This is a genomic window from Azovibrio restrictus DSM 23866 (genome assembly GCF_000429665.1).
GTDB lineage: Bacteria > Pseudomonadota > Gammaproteobacteria > Burkholderiales > Rhodocyclaceae > Azovibrio > Azovibrio restrictus.
This window is the reverse complement of the sequence record NZ_AUCH01000016.1, coordinates 1-18,075: the sequence shown is the minus strand read 5'-3', so window position 1 is coordinate 18,075 and position 18,075 is coordinate 1. Positions and strand designations below refer to the sequence as shown.

General features: G+C 61.6%; 21 protein-coding genes, 1 tRNA gene, 2 rRNA genes and 1 pseudogene. 12 read left to right on the top strand and 13 right to left on the bottom strand.

All coding sequences use genetic code 11. The annotated features are described in order from the left end of the window. Positions 1 to 151 precede the first annotated feature (151 nt). The 9 genes and pseudogenes from G474_RS23470 to G474_RS22855 form a co-directional block, all read left to right on the top strand. Positions 152 to 940, top strand: a complete 789-nt coding sequence (locus tag G474_RS23470; RefSeq protein WP_156919265.1) for a hypothetical protein — start codon at positions 152 to 154, stop codon at positions 938 to 940. Positions 941 to 1,027: 87 nt separating this feature from the next. Continuing rightward, complete coding sequence (locus G474_RS23465; protein WP_156919264.1) at positions 1,028 to 1,453, top strand: hypothetical protein; 426 nt, start codon at positions 1,028 to 1,030, stop codon at positions 1,451 to 1,453. Positions 1,454 to 1,528: 75 nt separating this feature from the next. Beyond that, positions 1,529 to 2,020 (top strand): hypothetical protein, encoded by a 492-nt coding sequence (locus G474_RS23460; RefSeq protein WP_156919263.1) that lies wholly within the window; start codon positions 1,529 to 1,531, stop codon positions 2,018 to 2,020. Positions 2,021 to 2,038: 18 nt separating this feature from the next. Continuing rightward, a complete protein-coding gene (locus tag G474_RS0113590) occupies positions 2,039 to 2,479 on the top strand; it encodes a DUF2262 domain-containing protein (RefSeq protein WP_026687461.1) in 441 nt (146 codons plus the stop codon). Positions 2,480 to 2,577: 98 nt separating this feature from the next. Further along, the gene (locus G474_RS0113585; RefSeq protein WP_026687460.1) at positions 2,578 to 2,943 is read left to right on the top strand and encodes a hypothetical protein; all 366 of its coding nucleotides are present in this window, start codon (positions 2,578 to 2,580) and stop codon (positions 2,941 to 2,943) included. A gap of 168 nt (positions 2,944 to 3,111) precedes the next feature. Continuing rightward, the gene (locus G474_RS20810; protein WP_043464476.1) at positions 3,112 to 3,519 is read left to right on the top strand and encodes a DUF6896 domain-containing protein; all 408 of its coding nucleotides are present in this window, start codon (positions 3,112 to 3,114) and stop codon (positions 3,517 to 3,519) included. Between the two features lie 88 nt (positions 3,520 to 3,607). Next, entirely contained in the window at positions 3,608 to 3,934 is a 327-nt protein-coding gene (locus G474_RS22860; protein ID WP_169729525.1) for an NTF2 fold immunity protein, read from the top strand. A 103-nt stretch (positions 3,935 to 4,037) separates the two neighbouring features. Further along, a complete protein-coding gene (locus G474_RS0113575; protein WP_026687458.1) occupies positions 4,038 to 4,532 on the top strand; it encodes a hypothetical protein in 495 nt (164 codons plus the stop codon). A 30-nt stretch (positions 4,533 to 4,562) separates the two neighbouring features. Continuing rightward, positions 4,563 to 4,805, top strand: a pseudogene (locus G474_RS22855) (Imm51 family immunity protein); the annotation flags it as partial. Between the two features lie 60 nt (positions 4,806 to 4,865). Here G474_RS22855 and G474_RS0113565 read toward each other — a convergent pair. The 9 genes from G474_RS0113565 to G474_RS0113525 all read right to left on the bottom strand — a co-directional run bounded on the left by G474_RS0113565 (position 4,866) and on the right by G474_RS0113525 (position 13,452). After that, positions 4,866 to 5,126, bottom strand: a complete 261-nt coding sequence (locus tag G474_RS0113565; protein ID WP_043464473.1) for a DUF2249 domain-containing protein — start codon at positions 5,124 to 5,126, stop codon at positions 4,866 to 4,868. Positions 5,127 to 5,159: 33 nt separating this feature from the next. After that, a complete protein-coding gene (locus tag G474_RS0113560) occupies positions 5,160 to 6,740 on the bottom strand; it encodes a nitrite reductase (RefSeq protein ID WP_026687456.1) in 1,581 nt (526 codons plus the stop codon). After that, a complete protein-coding gene (gene nirJ / locus G474_RS0113555; RefSeq protein ID WP_026687455.1) occupies positions 6,737 to 7,939 on the bottom strand; it encodes a heme d1 biosynthesis radical SAM protein NirJ in 1,203 nt (400 codons plus the stop codon). The genes G474_RS0113560 and nirJ overlap by 4 nt, the downstream gene beginning before the upstream one ends. A 3-nt stretch (positions 7,940 to 7,942) precedes the next feature. Then, positions 7,943 to 8,473 carry a siroheme decarboxylase subunit beta gene (ahbB, locus tag G474_RS0113550; protein WP_026687454.1) on the bottom strand — a complete coding sequence of 177 codons (531 nt, stop codon included), beginning with the start codon at positions 8,471 to 8,473 and terminating at the stop codon, positions 7,943 to 7,945. Positions 8,474 to 8,603: 130 nt separating this feature from the next. Further along, on the bottom strand, positions 8,604 to 9,065 hold the full coding sequence (locus tag G474_RS0113545; RefSeq protein ID WP_026687453.1) for an Lrp/AsnC family transcriptional regulator: 462 nt from the start codon (positions 9,063 to 9,065) through the stop codon (positions 8,604 to 8,606). Further along, positions 9,058 to 10,095: a siroheme decarboxylase subunit beta gene (gene ahbB, locus G474_RS0113540; protein WP_169729524.1), complete on the bottom strand. Its 1,038-nt coding sequence runs from the start codon at positions 10,093 to 10,095 to the stop codon at positions 9,058 to 9,060. The genes G474_RS0113545 and ahbB (G474_RS0113540) overlap by 8 nt, the downstream gene beginning before the upstream one ends. A 1-nt stretch (position 10,096) precedes the next feature. Then, positions 10,097 to 11,311 (bottom strand): cytochrome D1 domain-containing protein, encoded by a 1,215-nt coding sequence (locus G474_RS0113535; RefSeq protein WP_051282284.1) that lies wholly within the window; start codon positions 11,309 to 11,311, stop codon positions 10,097 to 10,099. Beyond that, positions 11,308 to 11,661 carry a c-type cytochrome gene (locus G474_RS0113530; RefSeq protein WP_026687450.1) on the bottom strand — a complete coding sequence of 118 codons (354 nt, stop codon included), beginning with the start codon at positions 11,659 to 11,661 and terminating at the stop codon, positions 11,308 to 11,310. The genes G474_RS0113535 and G474_RS0113530 overlap by 4 nt, the downstream gene beginning before the upstream one ends. 66 nt (positions 11,662 to 11,727) lie before the next feature. Further along, positions 11,728 to 13,452, bottom strand: coding sequence for a nitrite reductase (locus G474_RS0113525; RefSeq protein ID WP_084513763.1), 1,725 nt, complete (start codon positions 13,450 to 13,452; stop codon positions 11,728 to 11,730). Positions 13,453 to 13,644: 192 nt separating this feature from the next. Between G474_RS0113525 and cobA the strand changes: the two genes are divergently transcribed. Then, positions 13,645 to 14,427: a uroporphyrinogen-III C-methyltransferase gene (gene cobA, locus G474_RS0113520; RefSeq protein ID WP_026687448.1), complete on the top strand. Its 783-nt coding sequence runs from the start codon at positions 13,645 to 13,647 to the stop codon at positions 14,425 to 14,427. Positions 14,428 to 14,507: 80 nt separating this feature from the next. Here the strand turns inward: cobA and G474_RS0113515 are convergent. After that, a tRNA-Pro gene (locus G474_RS0113515) sits at positions 14,508 to 14,584 on the bottom strand. Between the two features lie 17 nt (positions 14,585 to 14,601). Beyond that, a complete protein-coding gene (gene ispB, locus G474_RS0113510) occupies positions 14,602 to 15,570 on the bottom strand; it encodes an octaprenyl diphosphate synthase (protein WP_026687447.1) in 969 nt (322 codons plus the stop codon). A gap of 166 nt (positions 15,571 to 15,736) precedes the next feature. Here ispB and G474_RS0113505 point away from each other — a divergent pair, with 166 nt between their 5' ends. Together G474_RS0113505 and G474_RS0113500 are read left to right on the top strand one after the other, a co-directional pair. Next, the gene (locus G474_RS0113505; RefSeq protein ID WP_026687446.1) at positions 15,737 to 16,843 is read left to right on the top strand and encodes an HD-GYP domain-containing protein; all 1,107 of its coding nucleotides are present in this window, start codon (positions 15,737 to 15,739) and stop codon (positions 16,841 to 16,843) included. Then, entirely contained in the window at positions 16,840 to 17,601 is a 762-nt protein-coding gene (locus G474_RS0113500; protein WP_026687445.1) for a tRNA threonylcarbamoyladenosine dehydratase, read from the top strand. Before G474_RS0113505 ends, G474_RS0113500 begins: the two co-directional genes overlap by 4 nt. A 148-nt stretch (positions 17,602 to 17,749) precedes the next feature. Here G474_RS0113500 and rrf read toward each other — a convergent pair. Both rrf and G474_RS0113490 read right to left on the bottom strand, forming a co-directional pair. Next, positions 17,750 to 17,862 (bottom strand): 5S ribosomal RNA (rrf, locus tag G474_RS0113495). A 104-nt stretch (positions 17,863 to 17,966) separates the two neighbouring features. Continuing rightward, a 23S ribosomal RNA gene (locus G474_RS0113490) occupies positions 17,967 to 18,075 on the bottom strand; the annotation flags it as partial.

Genomic DNA, 18,075 nt, shown 5'->3' with positions numbered 1-18,075 from the left:
CCTGTGCATGGTGTGGAGCGCATTGTCCGCGTCAGCCCGGCGGACCATCCATGATGTACATCAAGAACGAAAATCCGGCGGAAACGGCCGGCTGGCGGGGATGCGGGAGGGGGGAGGGAGAAGCGCGAGGGGCTGGCAGCGGGCCAGGACAATGCGACCAGAAAATGACAATGGCGAGCGCCGCTGGCACAATTGCATGGCATTACAGCCATGCCGCGCAGGATTGCCAACCATCTCGAAAATGTCTTCCACGCCCAGCCAGACGCTATTTCTGATCGGGCATTCGGGTTGTTCCGTTGTCGAGGAAAGACGGCAGCGCCCCTTCTTGCACGGCGCATTTTCTATCTGTTTTACGCTAGGCGCTTATCAATCATTTATGACCATCGATCAGAAAGGATCATTACCAATGAAGGCAGTCTCGTTCATTTTCGTTGCCTCTGTTTCAATCCTGTCCGGTTGTGCTTACAACGCAGCGCCTTATGGTGCTTCAGTTGCAAATGTGGAGTCGATCAAGACTCTAGGAATTAAGCCAGTTTCGGTTGCAAAATTTTCCTCCTCGCAGCCGGGGCAATCATCTATTACTTGCCGCGCTGCCGGACCGGTATCTGTATCACCTAGCTTCGAGACTTACATAGAAAAGGCACTAATTGACGAGCTGAAGTTGGCAGGAGCCTACGATGCAAGCTCCACATTTATTCTGAATGGAAAGCTAGAAGAAATAGACTTTAGCTCCGGCATTACAGATGGAAAGTGGCTCTTTACCCTTACCGTTTCGAATGCTCGCAACCAGAGTTTCACAACAAAATCCATATTCGAGTTTTCAGGGAGCTTCGTTGCTGACAAAGCATGCCAGGAGACCGCTCAAGCTTTTGCCCCGGCCGTTCAAAAGCTGGTTCAAGACATTGTCCGCAACCCTCAATTTAGAAAGATCGCAAACTAATCCCACCTCCAACATTCAATTCCACCGGGCCAACTCAAAAGCCAGCGCCGCGCCGGCGGCGCCTCTAGATTACGGGAAAATTAAATCATGGACTACGAAATAACCCCACACGTTGGCATCGGAACCGTAAAACTTGGAATGAGCCGGGAGGAAGTAAAAGAAGCTCTTGGCGCCGAAAATTACAACGGATCACATAGAGAGCTTGATTACTATTTCGACAATTCATTCCAAATTGAGTACGCAGACAACAAGGCCGACTTCATCGGCGTTTCATACTTTGTCAAGTACAAAGGCATCAATGTATTCAACACCAGGGCAGAAGAATTATTTGAACCAATTTCCTCAAGCGAAGACCAGAAGCATGAATACAATCCTTATCGATACATATTTCCAAAACAAATAGTGACCCTCTGGGAGGCAGACGAGCAATACGACAAAACCGGACAAGAATCAAGACCGATATGGGGCCAAATAGGTATTGGCACACCGAGTTATTTGCATGCGGCAAGTTAGTGCATAACAAGGTGCTCTCAGCAGACGGACCTGCTTCGCAGTGCCGCCCAGCAGCTTAAAAGCCAGGAATTTTCGATGATGATGCTGATAGACTGGATCGATAATATGCTTGTCTTTGCAGCGGTCACGTTTTTTATCTCGCTGCTGATTTTTTTAGCTTTCGACCCACCGAATATAATTCGAAGAAAAGCTCCGCTTGATCCGGTTGCACCAACAATAAATGACTCTTCTGATATAGAATACTCGATCAAACATGTATGTGAGGGGTTGGTTCGTGCTGTCCGGAATGGTGCAGCTGAATCGGCAGCCATAGTGACAGTGAATTCAAAATCACACTACTTCCCCATATACTATGCACGAGCGAAGTGGTACTCAAAGAAAAAACAGAGATTTCTGGAGGTTCCCTCATCGCTATTCCTAGCATGCGCACCCACAGAATTTATGCCGCTGCTGGCAAAGTTGAAGGCAGAAATTGAGACGACAACAGGTCCTCTCATGATTGACTTAACCAACTGCAGAAAGCGCCCACACCCCCAAGGCCGCGAAGAGCCTGAATTAAAACGATAGACCGATAGTCGAAAACCCATGAGCACCCAAAACAAACCACTGCATGACCCTATACTTGGAGAACTAACTTTCGACAAGGCCACTGAATGGTGGGAAGGGTCTATCTACTGGAACGAGACTGTAATCACAATTCAGCTTTCGGCAACAGACACGAACGACCTTCAGAAAGCCACAAAAATCGGAAATACAATCTGCGAAAATATCGAAAACTTTGACAGACTCGCCAAAGAAATTGCCGCAGAAAAATTACTGGATTTGCGGAACAACAATTGGCTGGAAGAGGATCAAGACGAAGACTCACCAGAAGATTTCAAACTTAAAATGTCCCTCAAATCCATATTTATCGATTCAAAAGGCTGCTTTTCCTTCGACTTTGATGACGGCGATCTTTTCTGGGGCCATAGCATTGTGGCAGAGGGTAGCATCAGTGACGGCTTTACTGATGCAAGCATTGGGTAATCCACTTTTATATCCATCGCTCAAACCCAAGCCCTCCGGTCGCCGGACATTGTGCAATAAAGCGCTATGCAGCGTACTTACCTACGGAACTGGATTTCATGAGTGAGTTGCCTGTGGCTGCAGCAATTGCTGTGGGTTCGTGGATCGCCGTTCCTGGTGGCTCCTGGTCTCCAACACAGGAGGAAATTACTGCTGTCCGCGCCCAGCTTGCCCCGCATGTAAAACAGATTGCCACCAAACAGCATTTGATATTGGAAAAGTGGTCCAATTACTCGTTTCAATATCAAGGCCAGTTGGAAGGCAGCAGCAAGGTAATCTACATCAATGCCTTCTGCATACCCCCGCCGCCGTATACTCAAACCCGATTTGTCATTTTCTTCGACGGCGGAACCTGCTTCTTCCAGGCAAAGTATCTGCCCAAGAATAAAAGTTTTATTCAGGTCACATTCAATGGCAAGGCTTAGCCTTCCATATGAAGCCAAACCTCAAACTTCCAAGGGACAGCCGCCCCTTGAATTCACACGTCGACGCTGTAGAGTCATTAAATTCAAAAACAAGGCCATGAAAGATCATTTTTTCATAAGCCGCTTCGTCGGCCAAAATCGCCTTTTTCTACAGCTTCGCTAGCAGCCATGGACCAGCGCCTTGCAACGCTTATCGCCGATTACCTAGCCTCGGTATCGCTGGCACTACGGCTGCTTCAAGAAGCAGGAATAGCTCTTCCCCGAAGCAACACGGAGTGGGCGTGCAATGGGATTGCCCAAACAGGCATCCTTCCAGGGGGCACCAAGTATTTCAAACATGGGTATGGCTGTGCCGTTCATCTCGAAGGAGGTACGGTCGACTTCGACTTTGGGGAAAAGGGGGAAACCAATGGTTTCGATGCATGGCGCCTTTCAGCCTTTGCAGCGGACACCCTTGGTCAATACGGGTTCCACTCGGAAAAGGAGCTCTTGGCCTGTTTCAAGGCGGAAGTCGCTACCGGAACGCTGGTCTATTCTGGCTACATCCTTCACTACCTGCGCCATGCGGGTGCTTAAGCACATCGAGAGTTGGGATAACAACCTATATGCAAAACTTCACCCGCCTCCCATCTTCTGACGCTTTTTTCTCACAGGCATGGCATCAATGAGCAACCTTCACGCGGAAGACGAGCTCCATAGGCAAATTGCCGCAGAGCAGGCTCAGGAGACGCTGCAACAGGATGGCCCACTGCGGCGTCCGGAAACAGAGATTGTTCCAACTCCCGAAGTCGCCAAAGCCACCCACCTGGCCGTGGCTGGCGCCTTTTGTGGTGAAGAGAAGATACGAAACCAACAGCCTTTTGTGGCAGTGCGCTCGGGCGATTTCTGGGTTGTTTCCGGATTTCTACCCAAGAAAACTCTGGGAGGCAAAGCGATAACCGTCATTCGCGCTGCCAATGGGGAAATCCTGCAGGTAAGCCATGGCCGATAGCATCGCTCGAATCATAAAGCATTGCCCAGAATAGAGTCGCCTGAAGAAAATACGCCATTACCCGCCGGCCGCCGATTCCCTGACGACCAGCCCCACGCAAACCATGAACACAACCATTAAATCGCTCAGAACCTCTATTTTCGCCGCTCTGGTTATAGCGTTTTTTGGTGCCCAGCGTCATGTGGGCCCTATTCTGTTTTTATTTATTTTAATCTGGCTACTCTGGCTGCCCTATAGCGCTTACCTCATTTTTCTGAAACCACAGCGCAGAAAACTCCAGGTGCTTCGAATTGTGCTCTGGGTCGGGACTGCCGTGCTGATTGCGGGCATCCACCACACCCGCCTTAATTCGGATCGGGCCGCCGCTGACGAAATTGCCGCTGGAATCATTTCCTATTCGGTAGCCCACGGAAAATATCCGTCGTCCCTGGCAGAAGCGGGTTTATCCCAGGACGCCCTACGCTCCATATCCCCCAGGAGCTTGTACAAGCTCGACGACCAGGGGAAACCCATTCTGTTTTACGAATCCAGCTTTATGGCTTTCGACACAATCAGCTATGACTTTGAAACCAGAACCTGGGTTTATCAGCCAGACTAACCTTTCTTTGAGAGCAGAAGATTACATGTCTTTGAAGAGCTGAGCGACGAGGGGTGGAGCGGCAACGGCTATGACTGGAATTCCATTGCCCAGGTCATCATGTCCGAGCAGCTGCCGGACTTGATGGACGCCATTTCCTTCGACCCGGAAGCGGGGATGTTCTCGGCCCAGGGGCCACGTGCCGCCCTGGAGCGTCTGGGGGCCGCCATGTCGGCCGCCTTTCAGGACGAGGAGCTCCTTCGGGATCTTCTGTCCCGGGCAGAGCTGGATTAAGGGGCCGGCAACAGCCTGACGGCGCCGCTTCTTGAGGTACGGGGGCCCAGCCCCCGCCCCTCAGGCCATGATGCTGAAGTCGATGACGATCTCCCCCGGCTGGCGGGAAACGTAATGGACGGCTACCCGCTCGCCGAAGTGCTCGGCGATCTGCTGCAGCAGGGGAATGGGGTCGTGGTCATTGCAAAAGCGCATGACCTCGCCTCTTTCCAGGGCGTTCAGGGCGCCGAAGATGGCCGCGTGGCGAAAGCGTTTGGCGATTCCCCGGGCATCGAAGGGGTGGGGGCTCTGGTTGAAGATGGGCAGGCTGCAGTCGTGCATGGGGTTTCTCCTTAGGGGTTGGGGGAAGCGCAATCAGTGGCTGGTGCCTTCGTCTTTCTGGATCTTGTTCCAGACGTTGTACTTGCCCACCGGCTTCTTCATGGGCAGACGTTTGATTTCCTGCAGGGTCTGCATGTCGTAGATCACCAGGGCCCCGTCCATTTCCCAGAGGCTGGCCAGGGCGTAGCGGCCGTCCTTGGTGAATTCCACGTGGGCCAGGGTCTGGCCCGGGGGAGCGGTGAATTCCTTGACCACTTCGAGCTTCTGTTTGTCGATCAGCTGCAGGACGTTCCTGCCCTCCTTGCTCATCATGGAATCCACGAAGGCGTAGGGGGACTGGCTGTGGCTCCTGAGGAAGAAGCCCGGGCCCCGGGTGGGGATGTCCTTCACCACCCGCCAGTCCTTCATGCTGATCACGGTGACCTCGCCCTCCTTCAGGTTGGTGGAGGCCATCACCGGCTCCCCGTTCCAGGTGAAGGTGATGCCCGAGCCCAGGTGGGGCATGCCGGGCAGGGCCAGGTCGGCCACCTTGCGGCGGATGTCCAGATTCACCACCTGGCCCCTGCCCTCGCGGCTGGCGCCCATCACGTGGGTGTAGCCCTGGTCGAAGAAGAAGTCGTCCAGCACCGCCTCCAGGGGCGTGCGGCGGGGGTTCAGGTAGCCGGGTTTGGCGATGGCCTCGCCCATGCGGTAGTCGTGCACCAGGCCGTCGTGGATGGGAGGCGCCTGCTCGTCGTAGCTGATTTCCCAGATTTCCGGCAGGTCTTTCATGGCGGCCACGAAGCTCCGGCGCGGCGAGGCGTCGTACACCGCCGAGACCCGGGAGGCCTGCTTGCCGTCCAGGCTCCTGGCCTCGATCACCTTGACCAGCTTCAGGTCGCTATCGAACAGCACCAGGTTGCCGGGCAGGGTGTTGGCCACCATCACGTAACGGCCGTCGCCGGAGACGGCGGCGTTGCGGGTGTTGAGCCCGGCCCGCACCTCGGCCACGGTGGTCAGGCTCCACAGGTCGAACTGGGTGATCCAGCCGTCCCGGGAGGCAAAGTAGACGAAACGCCCGTCCGGCGAGAACTTGGGGCCCCCATGCAGGGCGTAGCGGGAGGCGAAGCGGTGGATGGGTTCGAGCTTGTCCCCGTCGAGGATGCTGACGTGGTGGTCGCCGGCTTCCACCACCACGAACAGGTTCATGGGGTCGGCCTGGAACACGGGCCGGTCGGGGAGCTGGGCCGGGTCGGCGGCCTGGATGCGGGACAGGCGGATGTCCGCCTCGCTCCAGCGCGGCGCCGGGCTGACGGGCTGGTAGAGGCTGTCGGCCAGGGCGGCGATCTGTTCCGGGCTCAGGAGGGTGCCGAAGGCGGGCATCTGGGTGGCGGCGCGGCCCGCGCGGATGGTCTTCACCGCCTCGGGCTTGCGCAGCCGTTCCAGGCTTTCCGGCAGCAGGGCTGGGCCCATGCCCCCGAGCCGGTCGGCCCCGTGGCAGGCGGCGCAGTGCTGCCGGTAGAGGGGGGCGGGGTCGATGCCGGCGAGGCTGGCGGCGGTTGCAGCCGTGGGAGCGGTCTGGGCCAGGGCGGTCCCGGCGAGCAGGGCGCCGATCAGAAGCAGCGGGGTCTTCATGCCACGGCCTCCAGCTTGATCCAGGGGGTGGTGCGCACCCGCCGGCCGTAATCGTCTGCGGCCACGCCGATTTCCGGGTCGAGCAGGTAGCAGCCCGGGTCCTCGGCCCAGGGGTTGCCGGTCACCTGCTGGGCCCGCACCCGGGAGCTGCCGTTGCAGATATCCCGGTAGCGGCAGGCGCCGCAGCGCCCCTCCAGGGGGCGGGGATGCTGGCGCAGGCCGGCCATCAGGGGGTTGGAAAGATCGCTCCAGATGGCGGAGAAGGGCCGCTCCTGGACGTTGCCCAGGGTCTCGTGCCACCACATGGTGTCCGGGTGCACGTTGCCCAGGTTGTCGATGTTGGCCACGTTGACGCCGCTGGCGTTGCCGCCCCATTGCTGCAGCTTGGCGCGGATGTGGGCGGTCTTGTCCGGGAAGCGGGTGGCGATCCAGTGCAGCAGATAGACCCCGTCGGCGTCGTTGTTGCCGGTCACGAACTCCTTGGCCTCGCCCCGGCCCAGGCTGGCCAGGCAGCTGTCGAAAAGCAGGTCCATGGCAGCCCGGGTGCTGGCGTGGCGGGCATCGTCGGCCCGGTGCTTGTTGCCCCGCCCGGCGTAGTTGAGGTGGGAGAAGTAGAACTTGTCGATACCCTCGTCGGCCACCAGTTGCAGCAGGGCGGGCAGGTCCTGGGCGTTGTCCTCGGTCATGGTGTAGCGCACGCCCACCTTGATGTTCCGCTGCCGGCACAGGCGCAGGGCGGAGAGCGATGCGTCGAAGGCGCCGGCCTTGCGGCGGAACTTGTCGTGGGTGGCGGCCATGCCGTCCAGGCTGATGCCCACGTAGTCGAAGCCGATGGCGGCGATGGCGACGATGTTGTCCGCGTCGATCAGGGTGCCGTTGGAGGACAGAGCCACGTAAAAACCCATGGCCTTGGCGCGCCGGGCGATCTCGAAGATGTCCGGCCGCAGCAGAGGTTCGCCGCCGGAGAGGATCAGCACCGGCACCCGGAAGCCCTTGAGATCGTCCATCACCGTGTAGACCTGCTCGGTGGAGAGTTCGCCGGGGAAATCCTTGTCCGCCGAGATGGAGTAGCAGTGCTTGCAGGTGAGGTTGCAGCGCCGCACCAGGTTCCAGATCACCACCGGGCCGGGCGGGTTGCGCCGGGGGCCGGCGGGGGTGGGCTGGTCGATTTCCTTCAGGAACTGGCTGATGCGGAACATGGCTTAACCCTCCCGGGGGCCGGCGCCGATGCGCAGGCCGGTTTTCTTGAGGATGCGGCTGGAAAAGAGGACGTCCCGGCCCCGAACGATGTTGCCAAATTCCGGGCCGAATTCGGCCGCCACCCGCCCGGCCAGATGCTCGACCTGAGCCAGGGCCTCGGCCCGGCTTTTGCCGTGCACCATGGCGAACAGGTTGTAGGGCCAGTCGGGCAGGCGGCGGGGGCGCCGGTAGCAGTGGGTGACGGCGGCCTGGCGGCCGAGGAATTCGCCCACGGCGTCCACCTGTTCATCGGCTACATCCCAGACGCTCATGCCGTTGGCGGTGTAGCCGATGGCGTAGTGGTTGGGCACCACGCCGATGCGGCGGATGGCGCCCCGCTCCAGCATGGCCTGCAGCCGGGCGATCACCTCCGCCTCGCTGAGACCCAGGGCTTCGGCGAGGCGGGCGTAGGGCCGGGGTACCAGGGGCAGGCCGGCCTGGGTGGCGCGCACCAGGCGGCGTTCCAGTTCGTCGAGGGGGGAGGGGGCGTTCATGCGGCAAACCTCATCGCAAAGGCGCGAAGGCGCAAAGGTACGCAAAAAGCCATGCAGCTGTGGCGCAGCCACCTTGTCATCCGAGCCGGCAGCTGTGCTTTCCTTGGTGCCGGATTTTCCTGGTCAAGGTTCATGCGGTGAGCCTCATGTCCACGAAGTATTCCCGCTCCTTGGGGAAGGGCAGCACGGTGAGGCCCGTGGCTGCTTCGATGGCGGCCACGGCGGCAGCGATGCCCGCGGGGGTTTCGGTGGCGAGCACGAACCACATGTTGAGCCGGTGTTCCCGGGCGTAGTTGTGGGCCACCTGGGGGAAGCTGTTGACGATTTCCGCCACCCGCTCGAAATCTTCTGGCGGCACGGCCATGGCGGCCAGGCAGAAGGCGCCGCCCAGGCGCTCGATCTGGAACAGGGGGCCGAAGCGGGTCAGGCTGCCCTGTTCCAGCAGGGTCTGCAGGCGGGCCAGCAGTTCCGCCTCACTGAGCCCCAGGGGCGCGGCGGCAGCAGCGAAGGGTTCCGGCACCAGGGGGAAATCCCCTTGCAGGGCGTTGATGATGGCCCGGTCGGTGGCGTCCAGGGGATGGTGTTCAGCCATGGGCCAGCACCTCCAGGACGGGGCTACTGTAACGGGCGCCGCATTGCTTGAAGCGGCGGCCGCTGAAGAGCATCTGCTGGGGATAGGCATCCAGGCCCAGGCGGGCAGCCAGGGCGTTTTTCTGCTGGTGCACCGCCTCCCGGGCCTGGCCGTGGATCATGCAGTAGAGGTTGTAGGGCCAGTCGGGCAGCTGGCGTTTGCGCCGGTAGCAAAGGGTGACCCCGGGTTGCCGGGCGAGTTGTTCGCCCAGGGCGTCAATGCGGGCCTCGGGCACGTTCCAGACGCACATGGCGTTGGCCCGGTAGCCCAGTTCGTGGTGTCGCACCACGACGCCAAAGCGCTTCAGCACGCCGCTTTCCAGCCATTCCTCCAGGCGGGCCAGGAGCCAGGCTTCGTTGAGGCCGGCGGCCTCGGCCAGCCGGGCGTAGGGCCTGGGCGCCAGGGGCAGCCCCGCTTCCAGGGCCGTCAGCAGTTGCCGGTCCAGGCCGGCCAGGGCGCAGGGCGGCTCCCCCCGGAGACCGGGGCGGACCTGCTGCCGACGCCCGGGGTGGAGATCAAAACCCAGATCGATGTGATAGGAGGTTTCCAGGGGCAGATTGAGCAGGGGGCTGCCGCTTTCGACCTCTATCTGGGCGAGCAGGGCCTGGAGCTGGACGGCATCCGCCGCCGTGACCACGAACCAGAGGTTCCATGGGTGTTCCCGCTCGTAGTTGTGGTTCACCTCGGGGCAGGCGCTCACCTGGGCGGCCACGGCTTCCAGTTGTTCGGGGGGCACGGCCAGGGCGGCCAGGGTGCTCACCCCCACCCGGTGCGGGGCAAACACGGGGCCGATGCGGCTCACCAGCCCGGCGGCCTGCCAGTCCCGGTAGGCGGCCAGCACCGTTTCCAGCATCAGCCCCTGTTCGGCGGCGATGGCGGCGAAGGGCTCCGGGCAGAGGGGAAAGCGCTGCTGGTAGTCGTTCAGCAAACCGAACAACGCCGGGGGGAGCAGATGGGTACTGTGAATTTGGGGGGAGCTGGGGGCGTTCATCTCAGAACCCCATGCGCTGGGCACGGTGGGTGAAGAAGATGCCGCTCGGGCTGGAGGCGGGCAGTTCCTGCAGGACCTGGCGGGTGGCGGTATCGAGCACCAGCACCTTGTGGTCGTCCCGGGCCGAGATCCAGACCTGTTCTCCCTTGGGGGTGAATTCCATGTGCAGCACCGCCTTGCCCGGCTGCAGGGTGCTCGTCACCTGCTGGGTGAGGGGGTCGATCACCTGCACCCAGCCGTTGTCGGGGAAGGCGAAATTGACCCAGATCTGGCGCCCGTCCGGGCGGGCCATGACGAACACCGGCTGGCTCTTGACCGGGATGCGGCCCACTTCCTGCCAGGTGGTGGTATCCACCACCAGCACCTCGTGACGGCCGATGGCAGGCAGGTAGGCGCGGCCCCCGGCGATGGCCCAGCCGCGCAGGTGCGGCATCTTGAACACGGGCAGAGGCTCCTGGCCGCGGCCGTAGCCGGAGAGGATCTTGCGGCTGCCCTGCTCCGGCTGCCAGGTGTCGAGCAGGGCCAGGCCGTCCTCGCCGAACAGGCCGGCGATGTAGTAGCGGCCGTCCGGAGTCACCAGTGCATCGTAGGGCTGGCGGCCGGCAGGAAAGCGCTGGGTCCTGGGATGTTTCGGGTCGGATAGGTCGGTGATGCGGATTTCCCCCGCGTCGAAGAGGGCGTAGGCAAAGCGGTTGCCGGCCAGGTCGGCGAGGCCCACCACCTTGGAGCGCTGGCCCTGGTCGCCGTAGTCGGCGGGCACGTCGGCCAGCAGTTCCAGGGTCTGGGCGTCGAAGGCCTTGATGCCGCCGGGGGCATAGTTCTGGGCCACCACTAGGCGGCCGTCCTGGGAAATGGCGCCGCCGATGCTGTTGCCGGCCTGCATCACCCGCTTGTCGATGCGGGCCAGCAGCAGGTCCACCTTGGTGAGGCCCCCGTCGCGGCCGAACACGTAGGCGTAGCGGCCGTCCCGGGAGAACACCACCGAGGCGTGCGACAGGTCCCCCAGGCCGGGTACCGTGGCCAGGGACTGGCGGGTGCTGTTGTCCACGATCTGCCCCCGGCCGTCGGCCCGTTCGATGACGAGGCCCAGGTTGCCGGTGCCGCGCAGGGCGTCCTGGGCTACCTGGGGCGGGACGGAGCCGCAGGCGCTCAGCCACAGCAGGACGCAGAGGGCCACCAGGAGGTCTATGCCGTAGTGCAGGATGGGGGTTTTCATGGCCGTTCTCCTTGATCCCGGGGGAAGCCCTGGCGCAGCTGCTCCACGATCCAGGCCGCTTCGGCTTCACTCAGGAGGCTCTTGAAGGGGGGCATGGCGGTGCCGGGACGGCCCTGGTGGATGGTGGCCACCAGGCCCGGCACATCCTTGTCGGCCAGATCGGCCGGCAGCAGGGCCGGGCCCAGGCCGCCCTTGAGGGTCAGGCCGTGGCAGGAGCCACAGTCCTGGATCACCATGTGGATCAAGGCTTGCCGCCGCCCCGGGGAGGGCTGCAGCCCGGGCTCCGCCGCCTGGATAGGCGTCCAGGACAGGATGCTGAGCAGGGCGAACAGGGCAAAAACACGGAACATGGCCTTGATCCTCGGAATTCCGGGGAAACCCGGGCCGGCCGTGAGGAGCGGCCCGGGATTTCCGCCTCAGTACACGTCGTGCTGGGTGTTGTGCAGATTGAACTTGCCGGTGGGCGTGATCAGGCGCTTGTCCTTGATCACCGCCTTCAGCTTGCGGGTCTTGTCATCCACCACCACGATGGCGGACTCCTGGTTCTTGGCGGACCAGATGGAGAACCAGACCTCGTCACCGGCCAGGTTGTACTCGGGTTGCAGCACCCGCTTGGCGCCTTCGCCCAGCCCGGCCCATTCGGCGATGGGGAGCACTGCAAAACCCTTCTCCAGATTGTTGATGTCGAACACGGCGATGGACTGACTCACCTTGGGGTCCGGGTTCAGGGCCGTATCCACCCACAGGTTCTTCGACTTGGGATGGGTCTTCAGGAACAGGGAACCGCCGCCCTGCCCCTTCAGGGTCTGCACCACCTTCCAGGCTTCCTTGGGATGCTTTTGGGGATCGGTACCGATCAGGCTGATGGATTCATCCCCCAGGTGGCCGGTGGACCAGACGGGACCATACTTGGGATGGATGAAGTTGGCGCCCCGCCCCGGGTGGGGAATGGGGCCCACGTCGATCAGGGCCGCCAGCTTGCCATCCTTGGCATCCACGGCGGCGACCTTGTTGGACTGGTTGGCGGCCACCATGAAGTAGCGCTTGGACAGGTCCCAGCCCCCGTCATGGAGGAAGCGGGCAGCGCCGATCTCGGTGGTCTTCAGGGCGTTGATGTTGGTGTAGTCCACCATCAGGATCTTGCCGGTCTCCTTCACATTCACCACGAATTCGGGCTTGAAGTGGGAAGCAACGATGGAGGCCACCCGGGGTTCAGGGTGGTATTCCTGGGTATCCACGGTCATGCCCCGGGTGCCGACGATCTTCAGGGGCTCCAGGGTGTAGCCGTCCATGATCGTGTACTGGGGCGGCCAGTAGGCGCCGGCGATGGCGTACTTGTCCTCGAAACCCCTGGCCTTGGAGGTTTCCACCGAGCGGGCTTCCAGGCCGACGCGGATTTCCGCCACGTTGTCGGGCGTTTCCATCCACAGGTCGATGAGGTTGATCTTGGCGTCCCGGCCGATCACGTACAGGTAGCGGCCGGAGGCGGAGGTGCGGGAGATGTGCACCGCGTAGCCGGTCTTGACGATGTTGATGATCTGCTTGCTGTCCCCGTCGATCAGGGCCACTTCACCCGTATCGCGCAGGGTGGTGGAGAAGATGTTGTCCAGGTTGTACGTGTTCATCTTCTTGGTCGGCCGCTTCTCGGGCGGCACGATCACCTTCCAGGTCTGCTTCATTTCGGGCATGCCGAATTCGGGCGGCTGGGGAGGCGTCTGCTGCACGTAGCGGGCCATCAGGTCCACCTCGGCCTCGCTCAGCTCGCCGGAGGTGCCCCAGTTGGGCATGCCGGCGGGAGAGCCGTAGTTGATGAACACCTTCAGATAATCGGTGCCCGAAGCCAGGGTCTTGTCCGGCGTCAGGGGCTTGCCGGTGGCCCCCTTGCGCAACACCCCGTGGCAGCCGGCGCAGCGTTCGAAATAGATCTGCCGGGCCTTGTCGAACTCGGCCTTGGTCATGGGGGGGGCCTTGGGATTGATGTCCTGGTGCATCTCCACCGCCCCCAGGGGCGAGCCGCCGGCCTGGTACTGGGCCTCCGCCGGACTGATGTCCTTCTTGGCATCCTGGGCGAAGGCCGTGCCCATTGCCAGAGGCAGGACAGCCAGCACCAGGGATTGCTTGAACCACGAGTGTCGTTTCATTTTCCCTCTCCTTGAGAACCGCTCTGAAACAGCTATCCGTCGATTGACGGTGCGGCCAGTATCATTTTTCCAAGGCGGGGAAATCCTTGATTTGCATTAATTTTTTTGCGGCATCAAGCAGATACAGTGATTTCCAGGGGCGCCAGCTGCCTCGTGAAACCACACTGTCCAGCCGCTTGGGGAGCATGAAACATGAAACTTTTTGATGCAGGAATCATGGGGAGTGTCGCCCTGGTGGGCGCCGGCCCCGGGGACCCGGAACTGCTGACCCTGAGGGCGGCCCGCCTGATTGCTTCCGCCCAGGCGGTGGTCTATGACCACCTGGTCGGTCAGGCCATCCTGGAACTGATACCCCCTGGAGCCCGGCGGGTCTACGCGGGCAAGGAGGCGGGAAACCACGCCCTGCCCCAGCAGGAAATCAACCAGCTGCTGGTGCAGCTGGCCCGCCAGGGCCTGCGGGTGGTGCGCCTGAAGGGCGGAGACCCCTTCATTTTCGGTCGCGGCGGAGAAGAGATGGAGGCACTGGAGGCGGCGGGCATCACCTGCCAGGTGGTGCCAGGCGTCACCTCCGCCTCCGGCACCGGAGCCAGCGCGGGCTTCCCCCTGACCCACCGTAACCATGCCCAGACCCTGGTGTTCACCACCGGCCATCTCAAGGAGGGCACGGTGGACCTGGACTGGCCGGTGCTGGCCCGACCCCGCCAGACGGTGGTGATCTACATGGGCCTGGGCGCCCTGGCAATCATCTGCCGGGAGCTGCAGGCCCACGGCCTGCCTGGAGAAACGCCCGCCACCGTGGTCCAGGATGCCACGACCCCGACCCAGCGCACCGTGTGCGCGCCCCTGGCGCTTCTGGCAGCACGGGTGGAAGCTGCCGGCTTGAAACCGCCGGCGCTGATCGTCATCGGCCCCGTGGCCGGCCTGTACCGGGAAGAGCGGGAAGCGGCCCTGCGCCAGTTGCCCGCCTGGGTCTGAAAGCCGCCTCCCGGGCAGCAGCGCTTCGCCCAAGGAAAAAGCCCGGCCAGACGAGGTCTGACCGGGCTTTTCAGGATTCTTGGTCGGAGTGACATGATTCGAACATGCGACCCCTGCGTCCCGAACGCAGTGCTCTACCAGGCTGAGCTACACTCCGATAACGATAACCCCCCCTTAATGGGAGCGGTCCACCGCGAAAGCCGCTAATTCTAGCAGAGAGCGTTTGTAATTTGAATCCGGCAGGATGGAAATTGCCATTTTTGCCTGCTCGGCGGCCTCCCTGGCCCGCCCCCGGGCGTGTTCGAGGGCGCCGGAACTACGGATGGCATCAAGCACCAGGGGAAAATCGTCCCGGCCACCGGTTTCAATGGCCCGGCGCACACAGGCGGCCTGCTCCGGCGTGCCGTTCTGCATCACGTAGATGAGCGGCAGGGTAGGCTTGCCCTCGGCCAGATCGTCACCCAGGTGCTTGCCAGTATCGGCTTCCTGCCCCGAATAATCGAGCACGTCATCGACCAGCTGGAAGGCGGTGCCCAGATGCATGCCATAGGCGGAGAGGGCCTGTTCCTGCTCCGGAGAGGCGCCGGCCAGAATGGCACCGAGCTGGGCCGCCGCCTCGAACAGCTTGGCCGTCTTGTAGCGGATCACCTGGAGGTAGCGGGCCTCGTCCACATCCGGGTCATGACAGTTCATCAACTGCAGAACCTCGCCCTCGGCAATGATGTTGGTGGCGCTGGAAAGCACCTGCATCACCCGCATCTGCCCCACCTGGACCATCATCTGGAAGGCCCGGGAATAGAGGAAGTCTCCCACCAGCACGCTGGCGGCGTTACCGAAGACCGCATTGGCGGTATCCCGGCCACGCCGGAGGGCCGACTCATCCACCACGTCATCGTGCAGCAGGGTGGCCGTGTGAATGAACTCCACCACGGCAGCCAGCTCGTGATGGTGGGTGCCGGAATAGTCCAGGGCCCCGGCGGAAAGCAGGACCAGGGCCGGGCGCATGCGCTTGCCGCCCCCGGCGATGATGTATTCCGCCACCTGATTCACCAGGACCACTTCGGAACGGAGGCGCTGGCGGATGACCGCATCCACCGCCAGCATGTCATCCCCGATCAGGGCGTAAAGTTGTTGCAGCGACAAGTCGGACTCACTCGCGTAGACAAAACCGAAGGATGATAGGAGTCCCCCTTTGGGGCGTCAAGCCAAAATGCCCATCAGGCGCGGTTTGCATCGTCGATTCATGTTGATGCAACGTTTCGGCTAAACTCCCTCGCACGCACTACCACACGCACAGCAGGGGGAGACCATGGACATCAGAGCCATCATCGCCCCGGTCATCCAGGACCGGGAAGCACTCGAGGAATTTGCCGATGCCTTGCAGGATCGGGCACCGGAAGTGGAACGGGACATTGCCCGCCTGAAAAAGACGCCCGGAGACCGGGACCTGATCGCGGACGTGTTCCGGGCGGTTCATAACATCAAGGGCGACGCCGCCCTGACCAAGGTGGAGCTCGGGGTGGCCATCGCCCACCCCATCGAATCCCTGCTGGCCCGCTTCCGGGATGGCGACATTCAGTTTACCGACCTGCTCTCGGAGGCCATCCTGCTGGCCATCGACCGTCTGGAACTGGCGGTGGAAGGCCTGCTGCAGCACAAGACGCTGGAAAACCTGCGCCTGCTGCCCCTGGTCCAGGGGCTGGAAAAGGCTGCCCTGGCCCCCCAGGATCGCATCGACGCGATCTGCGGCGAGTTGATCGAAGCCGTCACCGGCTTTCCCCCGGTCATCAACAGCATGCCCAGCCGCAGCAAACCGGTGAACAGTCACGTGGCCAACCAGGACATCGCCGCCGACCTGCAGTTTTTCCGAGCCTTTGCCCTGCAACTCGAAAGCCGTTCCCCCTTGTTCAAGGGACGCACCACCCGCATCCTCCGCCTCGCCCTGGAAACCAACAAGACCGCCGGCCAGCCGGTGGACCCGGTACAGCTGGAAGCGGCCATCTACATGCACGATCTGGGCATGATGCTGCTGCCGGAGAGCATCTGGCTCAAGGTGGATCACATGAACGCCGAGGAGAAACTGGCCCTGCGCGCCCACCCGGGTTACGGCGCCGGCCTGCTGCAGCGCATGGCCGGCTGGGAAGGGGCGGCCCAGATGATCGCCCAGCACCATGAGATGCCCAATGGTAGCGGCTATCCCGCCAACCTGAAGCAGGGGGAAATATGTGCCGGGGCGAAAATCATCGCCATCGTGGATGCCTTCGAAGCCGTGATGCTCAAGCACAGCCACCGGGGCAAGAATCGCTCGGTGCTGCGCGCCATTGCTGAAATCAATGCCTGCAACAACCAGTTTGCCCCGGAATGGATCGCCCCCTTCAACACGGTCATCCGCCGCACCCTGGAAACCCCTGCATGACCCAGGCAGACCAGGAGCGGCGCTTTGGCGGCCTGGCCCGCCTGTATGGACAAACCGCTGCCGCCAGGATGCGCGCTGCCCACATCTGCGTGGTCGGAGTCGGCGGCGTTGGATCCTGGGCCGCAGAGGGCCTGGCCCGCAGCCAGGTAGGGCAGATCACCATGATCGACCTGGACATGGTCGCCGAATCCAACACCAACCGGCAGATTCAGGCACTGGGCGACGAATACGGCAAGGCCAAGGTAGACGTCATGGCCCAGCGGATTATCGCCATCAATCCCGATTGCCAGGTGCGCTGCATAGAGGATTTTGTCACCCGGGAGAATCTCTCCAGCTTGCTGGTACCGGGCATCAGTGTGGTCGTGGATGCCATTGACCAGGTGCGGATCAAGGCCGCCATGATTGCCCATTGCCGTCAGGCCGGCATCCCCATCGTCACCGCTGGTGCCGCCGGAGGCCAGACAGACCCTACCCGCATCTGCCGGGACGACCTCTCCCGTACCACCCAGGACCCGCTCCTGGCCAAGGTACGCAACCTGCTGCGCCGGGAACACGGCTTCCCCAAGGCCCCCAAGAAATTCGGCATCACCGCCATCTACTCCACCGAACCCCTGCGTTACCCGACCCAGGCCTGCGACACCAGCGCCGCAGTCGCCTCGGGGCTGAACTGCGCCGGCTTCGGCTCCTCCGTGTGCGTCACGGCCCCCATGGGCTTTGCCGCCGCCGCCGCCGCTCTGGATCTTGTAGGTCTCGACTGAAAGAGAGGCGCAAGCCCAATTGAAGCACCACCAGATACTCAGGCTGAGTGCTGGTGGAGTATTTCTATTGAGGAGATGGAGGTGGTTGGTCTGGATTACAAAAGTAAACACCCCGCTAGAAGGTATCTAGCGGGGTGTTTGAATGGGTGCTTGGCGGTGACCTACTTTCGCGAGCGGAAGCTCACTATCATTGGCGCGGTCCTGTTTCACGGTCCTGTTCGGGATGGGAAGGGGTGGTACCGGGACGCTATGGCCGCCAAGCGTAACTTGTATGTTCAGGGGTTAGCTGAACGCAAAATGGGGTAGAAGGTTTGTAGAGGTGATTGCTACAGTTGTTTCATTGAATCGTGTTGATTCAAGGTTATAGGATCAAGCCGCACGGGCAATTAGTACTGGTTAGCTTAACGCATTACTGCGCTTCCACACCCAGCCTATCAACGTCGTGGTCTTCGACGACCCTACAGGGGGCTTAAA

Excerpts from the sequence above, each read along its gene's own strand:
- G474_RS23470 (WP_156919265.1), top strand. The coding sequence starts at position 152 with ATGCGACCAGAAAATGACAATGGCGAGCGCCGCTGGCACAATTGCATG.
- G474_RS23465 (WP_156919264.1), top strand. The coding sequence starts at position 1,028 with ATGGACTACGAAATAACCCCACACGTTGGCATCGGAACCGTAAAACTT.
- G474_RS23460 (WP_156919263.1), top strand. The coding sequence starts at position 1,529 with ATGATGATGCTGATAGACTGGATCGATAATATGCTTGTCTTTGCAGCG.
- G474_RS0113590 (WP_026687461.1), top strand. The coding sequence starts at position 2,039 with ATGAGCACCCAAAACAAACCACTGCATGACCCTATACTTGGAGAACTA.
- G474_RS0113585 (WP_026687460.1), top strand. The coding sequence starts at position 2,578 with ATGAGTGAGTTGCCTGTGGCTGCAGCAATTGCTGTGGGTTCGTGGATC.
- G474_RS20810 (WP_043464476.1), top strand. The coding sequence starts at position 3,112 with ATGGACCAGCGCCTTGCAACGCTTATCGCCGATTACCTAGCCTCGGTA.
- G474_RS22860 (WP_169729525.1), top strand. The coding sequence starts at position 3,608 with ATGAGCAACCTTCACGCGGAAGACGAGCTCCATAGGCAAATTGCCGCA.
- G474_RS0113575 (WP_026687458.1), top strand. The coding sequence starts at position 4,038 with ATGAACACAACCATTAAATCGCTCAGAACCTCTATTTTCGCCGCTCTG.
- G474_RS0113565 (WP_043464473.1), bottom strand. The coding sequence starts at position 5,126 with ATGCACGACTGCAGCCTGCCCATCTTCAACCAGAGCCCCCACCCCTTC.
- G474_RS0113560 (WP_026687456.1), bottom strand. The coding sequence starts at position 6,740 with ATGAAGACCCCGCTGCTTCTGATCGGCGCCCTGCTCGCCGGGACCGCC.
- nirJ (WP_026687455.1), bottom strand. The coding sequence starts at position 7,939 with ATGTTCCGCATCAGCCAGTTCCTGAAGGAAATCGACCAGCCCACCCCC.
- ahbB (WP_026687454.1), bottom strand. The coding sequence starts at position 8,473 with ATGAACGCCCCCTCCCCCCTCGACGAACTGGAACGCCGCCTGGTGCGC.
- G474_RS0113545 (WP_026687453.1), bottom strand. The coding sequence starts at position 9,065 with ATGGCTGAACACCATCCCCTGGACGCCACCGACCGGGCCATCATCAAC.
- ahbB (WP_169729524.1), bottom strand. The coding sequence starts at position 10,095 with ATGAACGCCCCCAGCTCCCCCCAAATTCACAGTACCCATCTGCTCCCC.
- G474_RS0113535 (WP_051282284.1), bottom strand. The coding sequence starts at position 11,311 with ATGAAAACCCCCATCCTGCACTACGGCATAGACCTCCTGGTGGCCCTC.
- G474_RS0113530 (WP_026687450.1), bottom strand. The coding sequence starts at position 11,661 with ATGTTCCGTGTTTTTGCCCTGTTCGCCCTGCTCAGCATCCTGTCCTGG.
- G474_RS0113525 (WP_084513763.1), bottom strand. The coding sequence starts at position 13,452 with ATGAAACGACACTCGTGGTTCAAGCAATCCCTGGTGCTGGCTGTCCTG.
- cobA (WP_026687448.1), top strand. The coding sequence starts at position 13,645 with ATGAAACTTTTTGATGCAGGAATCATGGGGAGTGTCGCCCTGGTGGGC.
- G474_RS0113505 (WP_026687446.1), top strand. The coding sequence starts at position 15,737 with ATGGACATCAGAGCCATCATCGCCCCGGTCATCCAGGACCGGGAAGCA.
- G474_RS0113500 (WP_026687445.1), top strand. The coding sequence starts at position 16,840 with ATGACCCAGGCAGACCAGGAGCGGCGCTTTGGCGGCCTGGCCCGCCTG.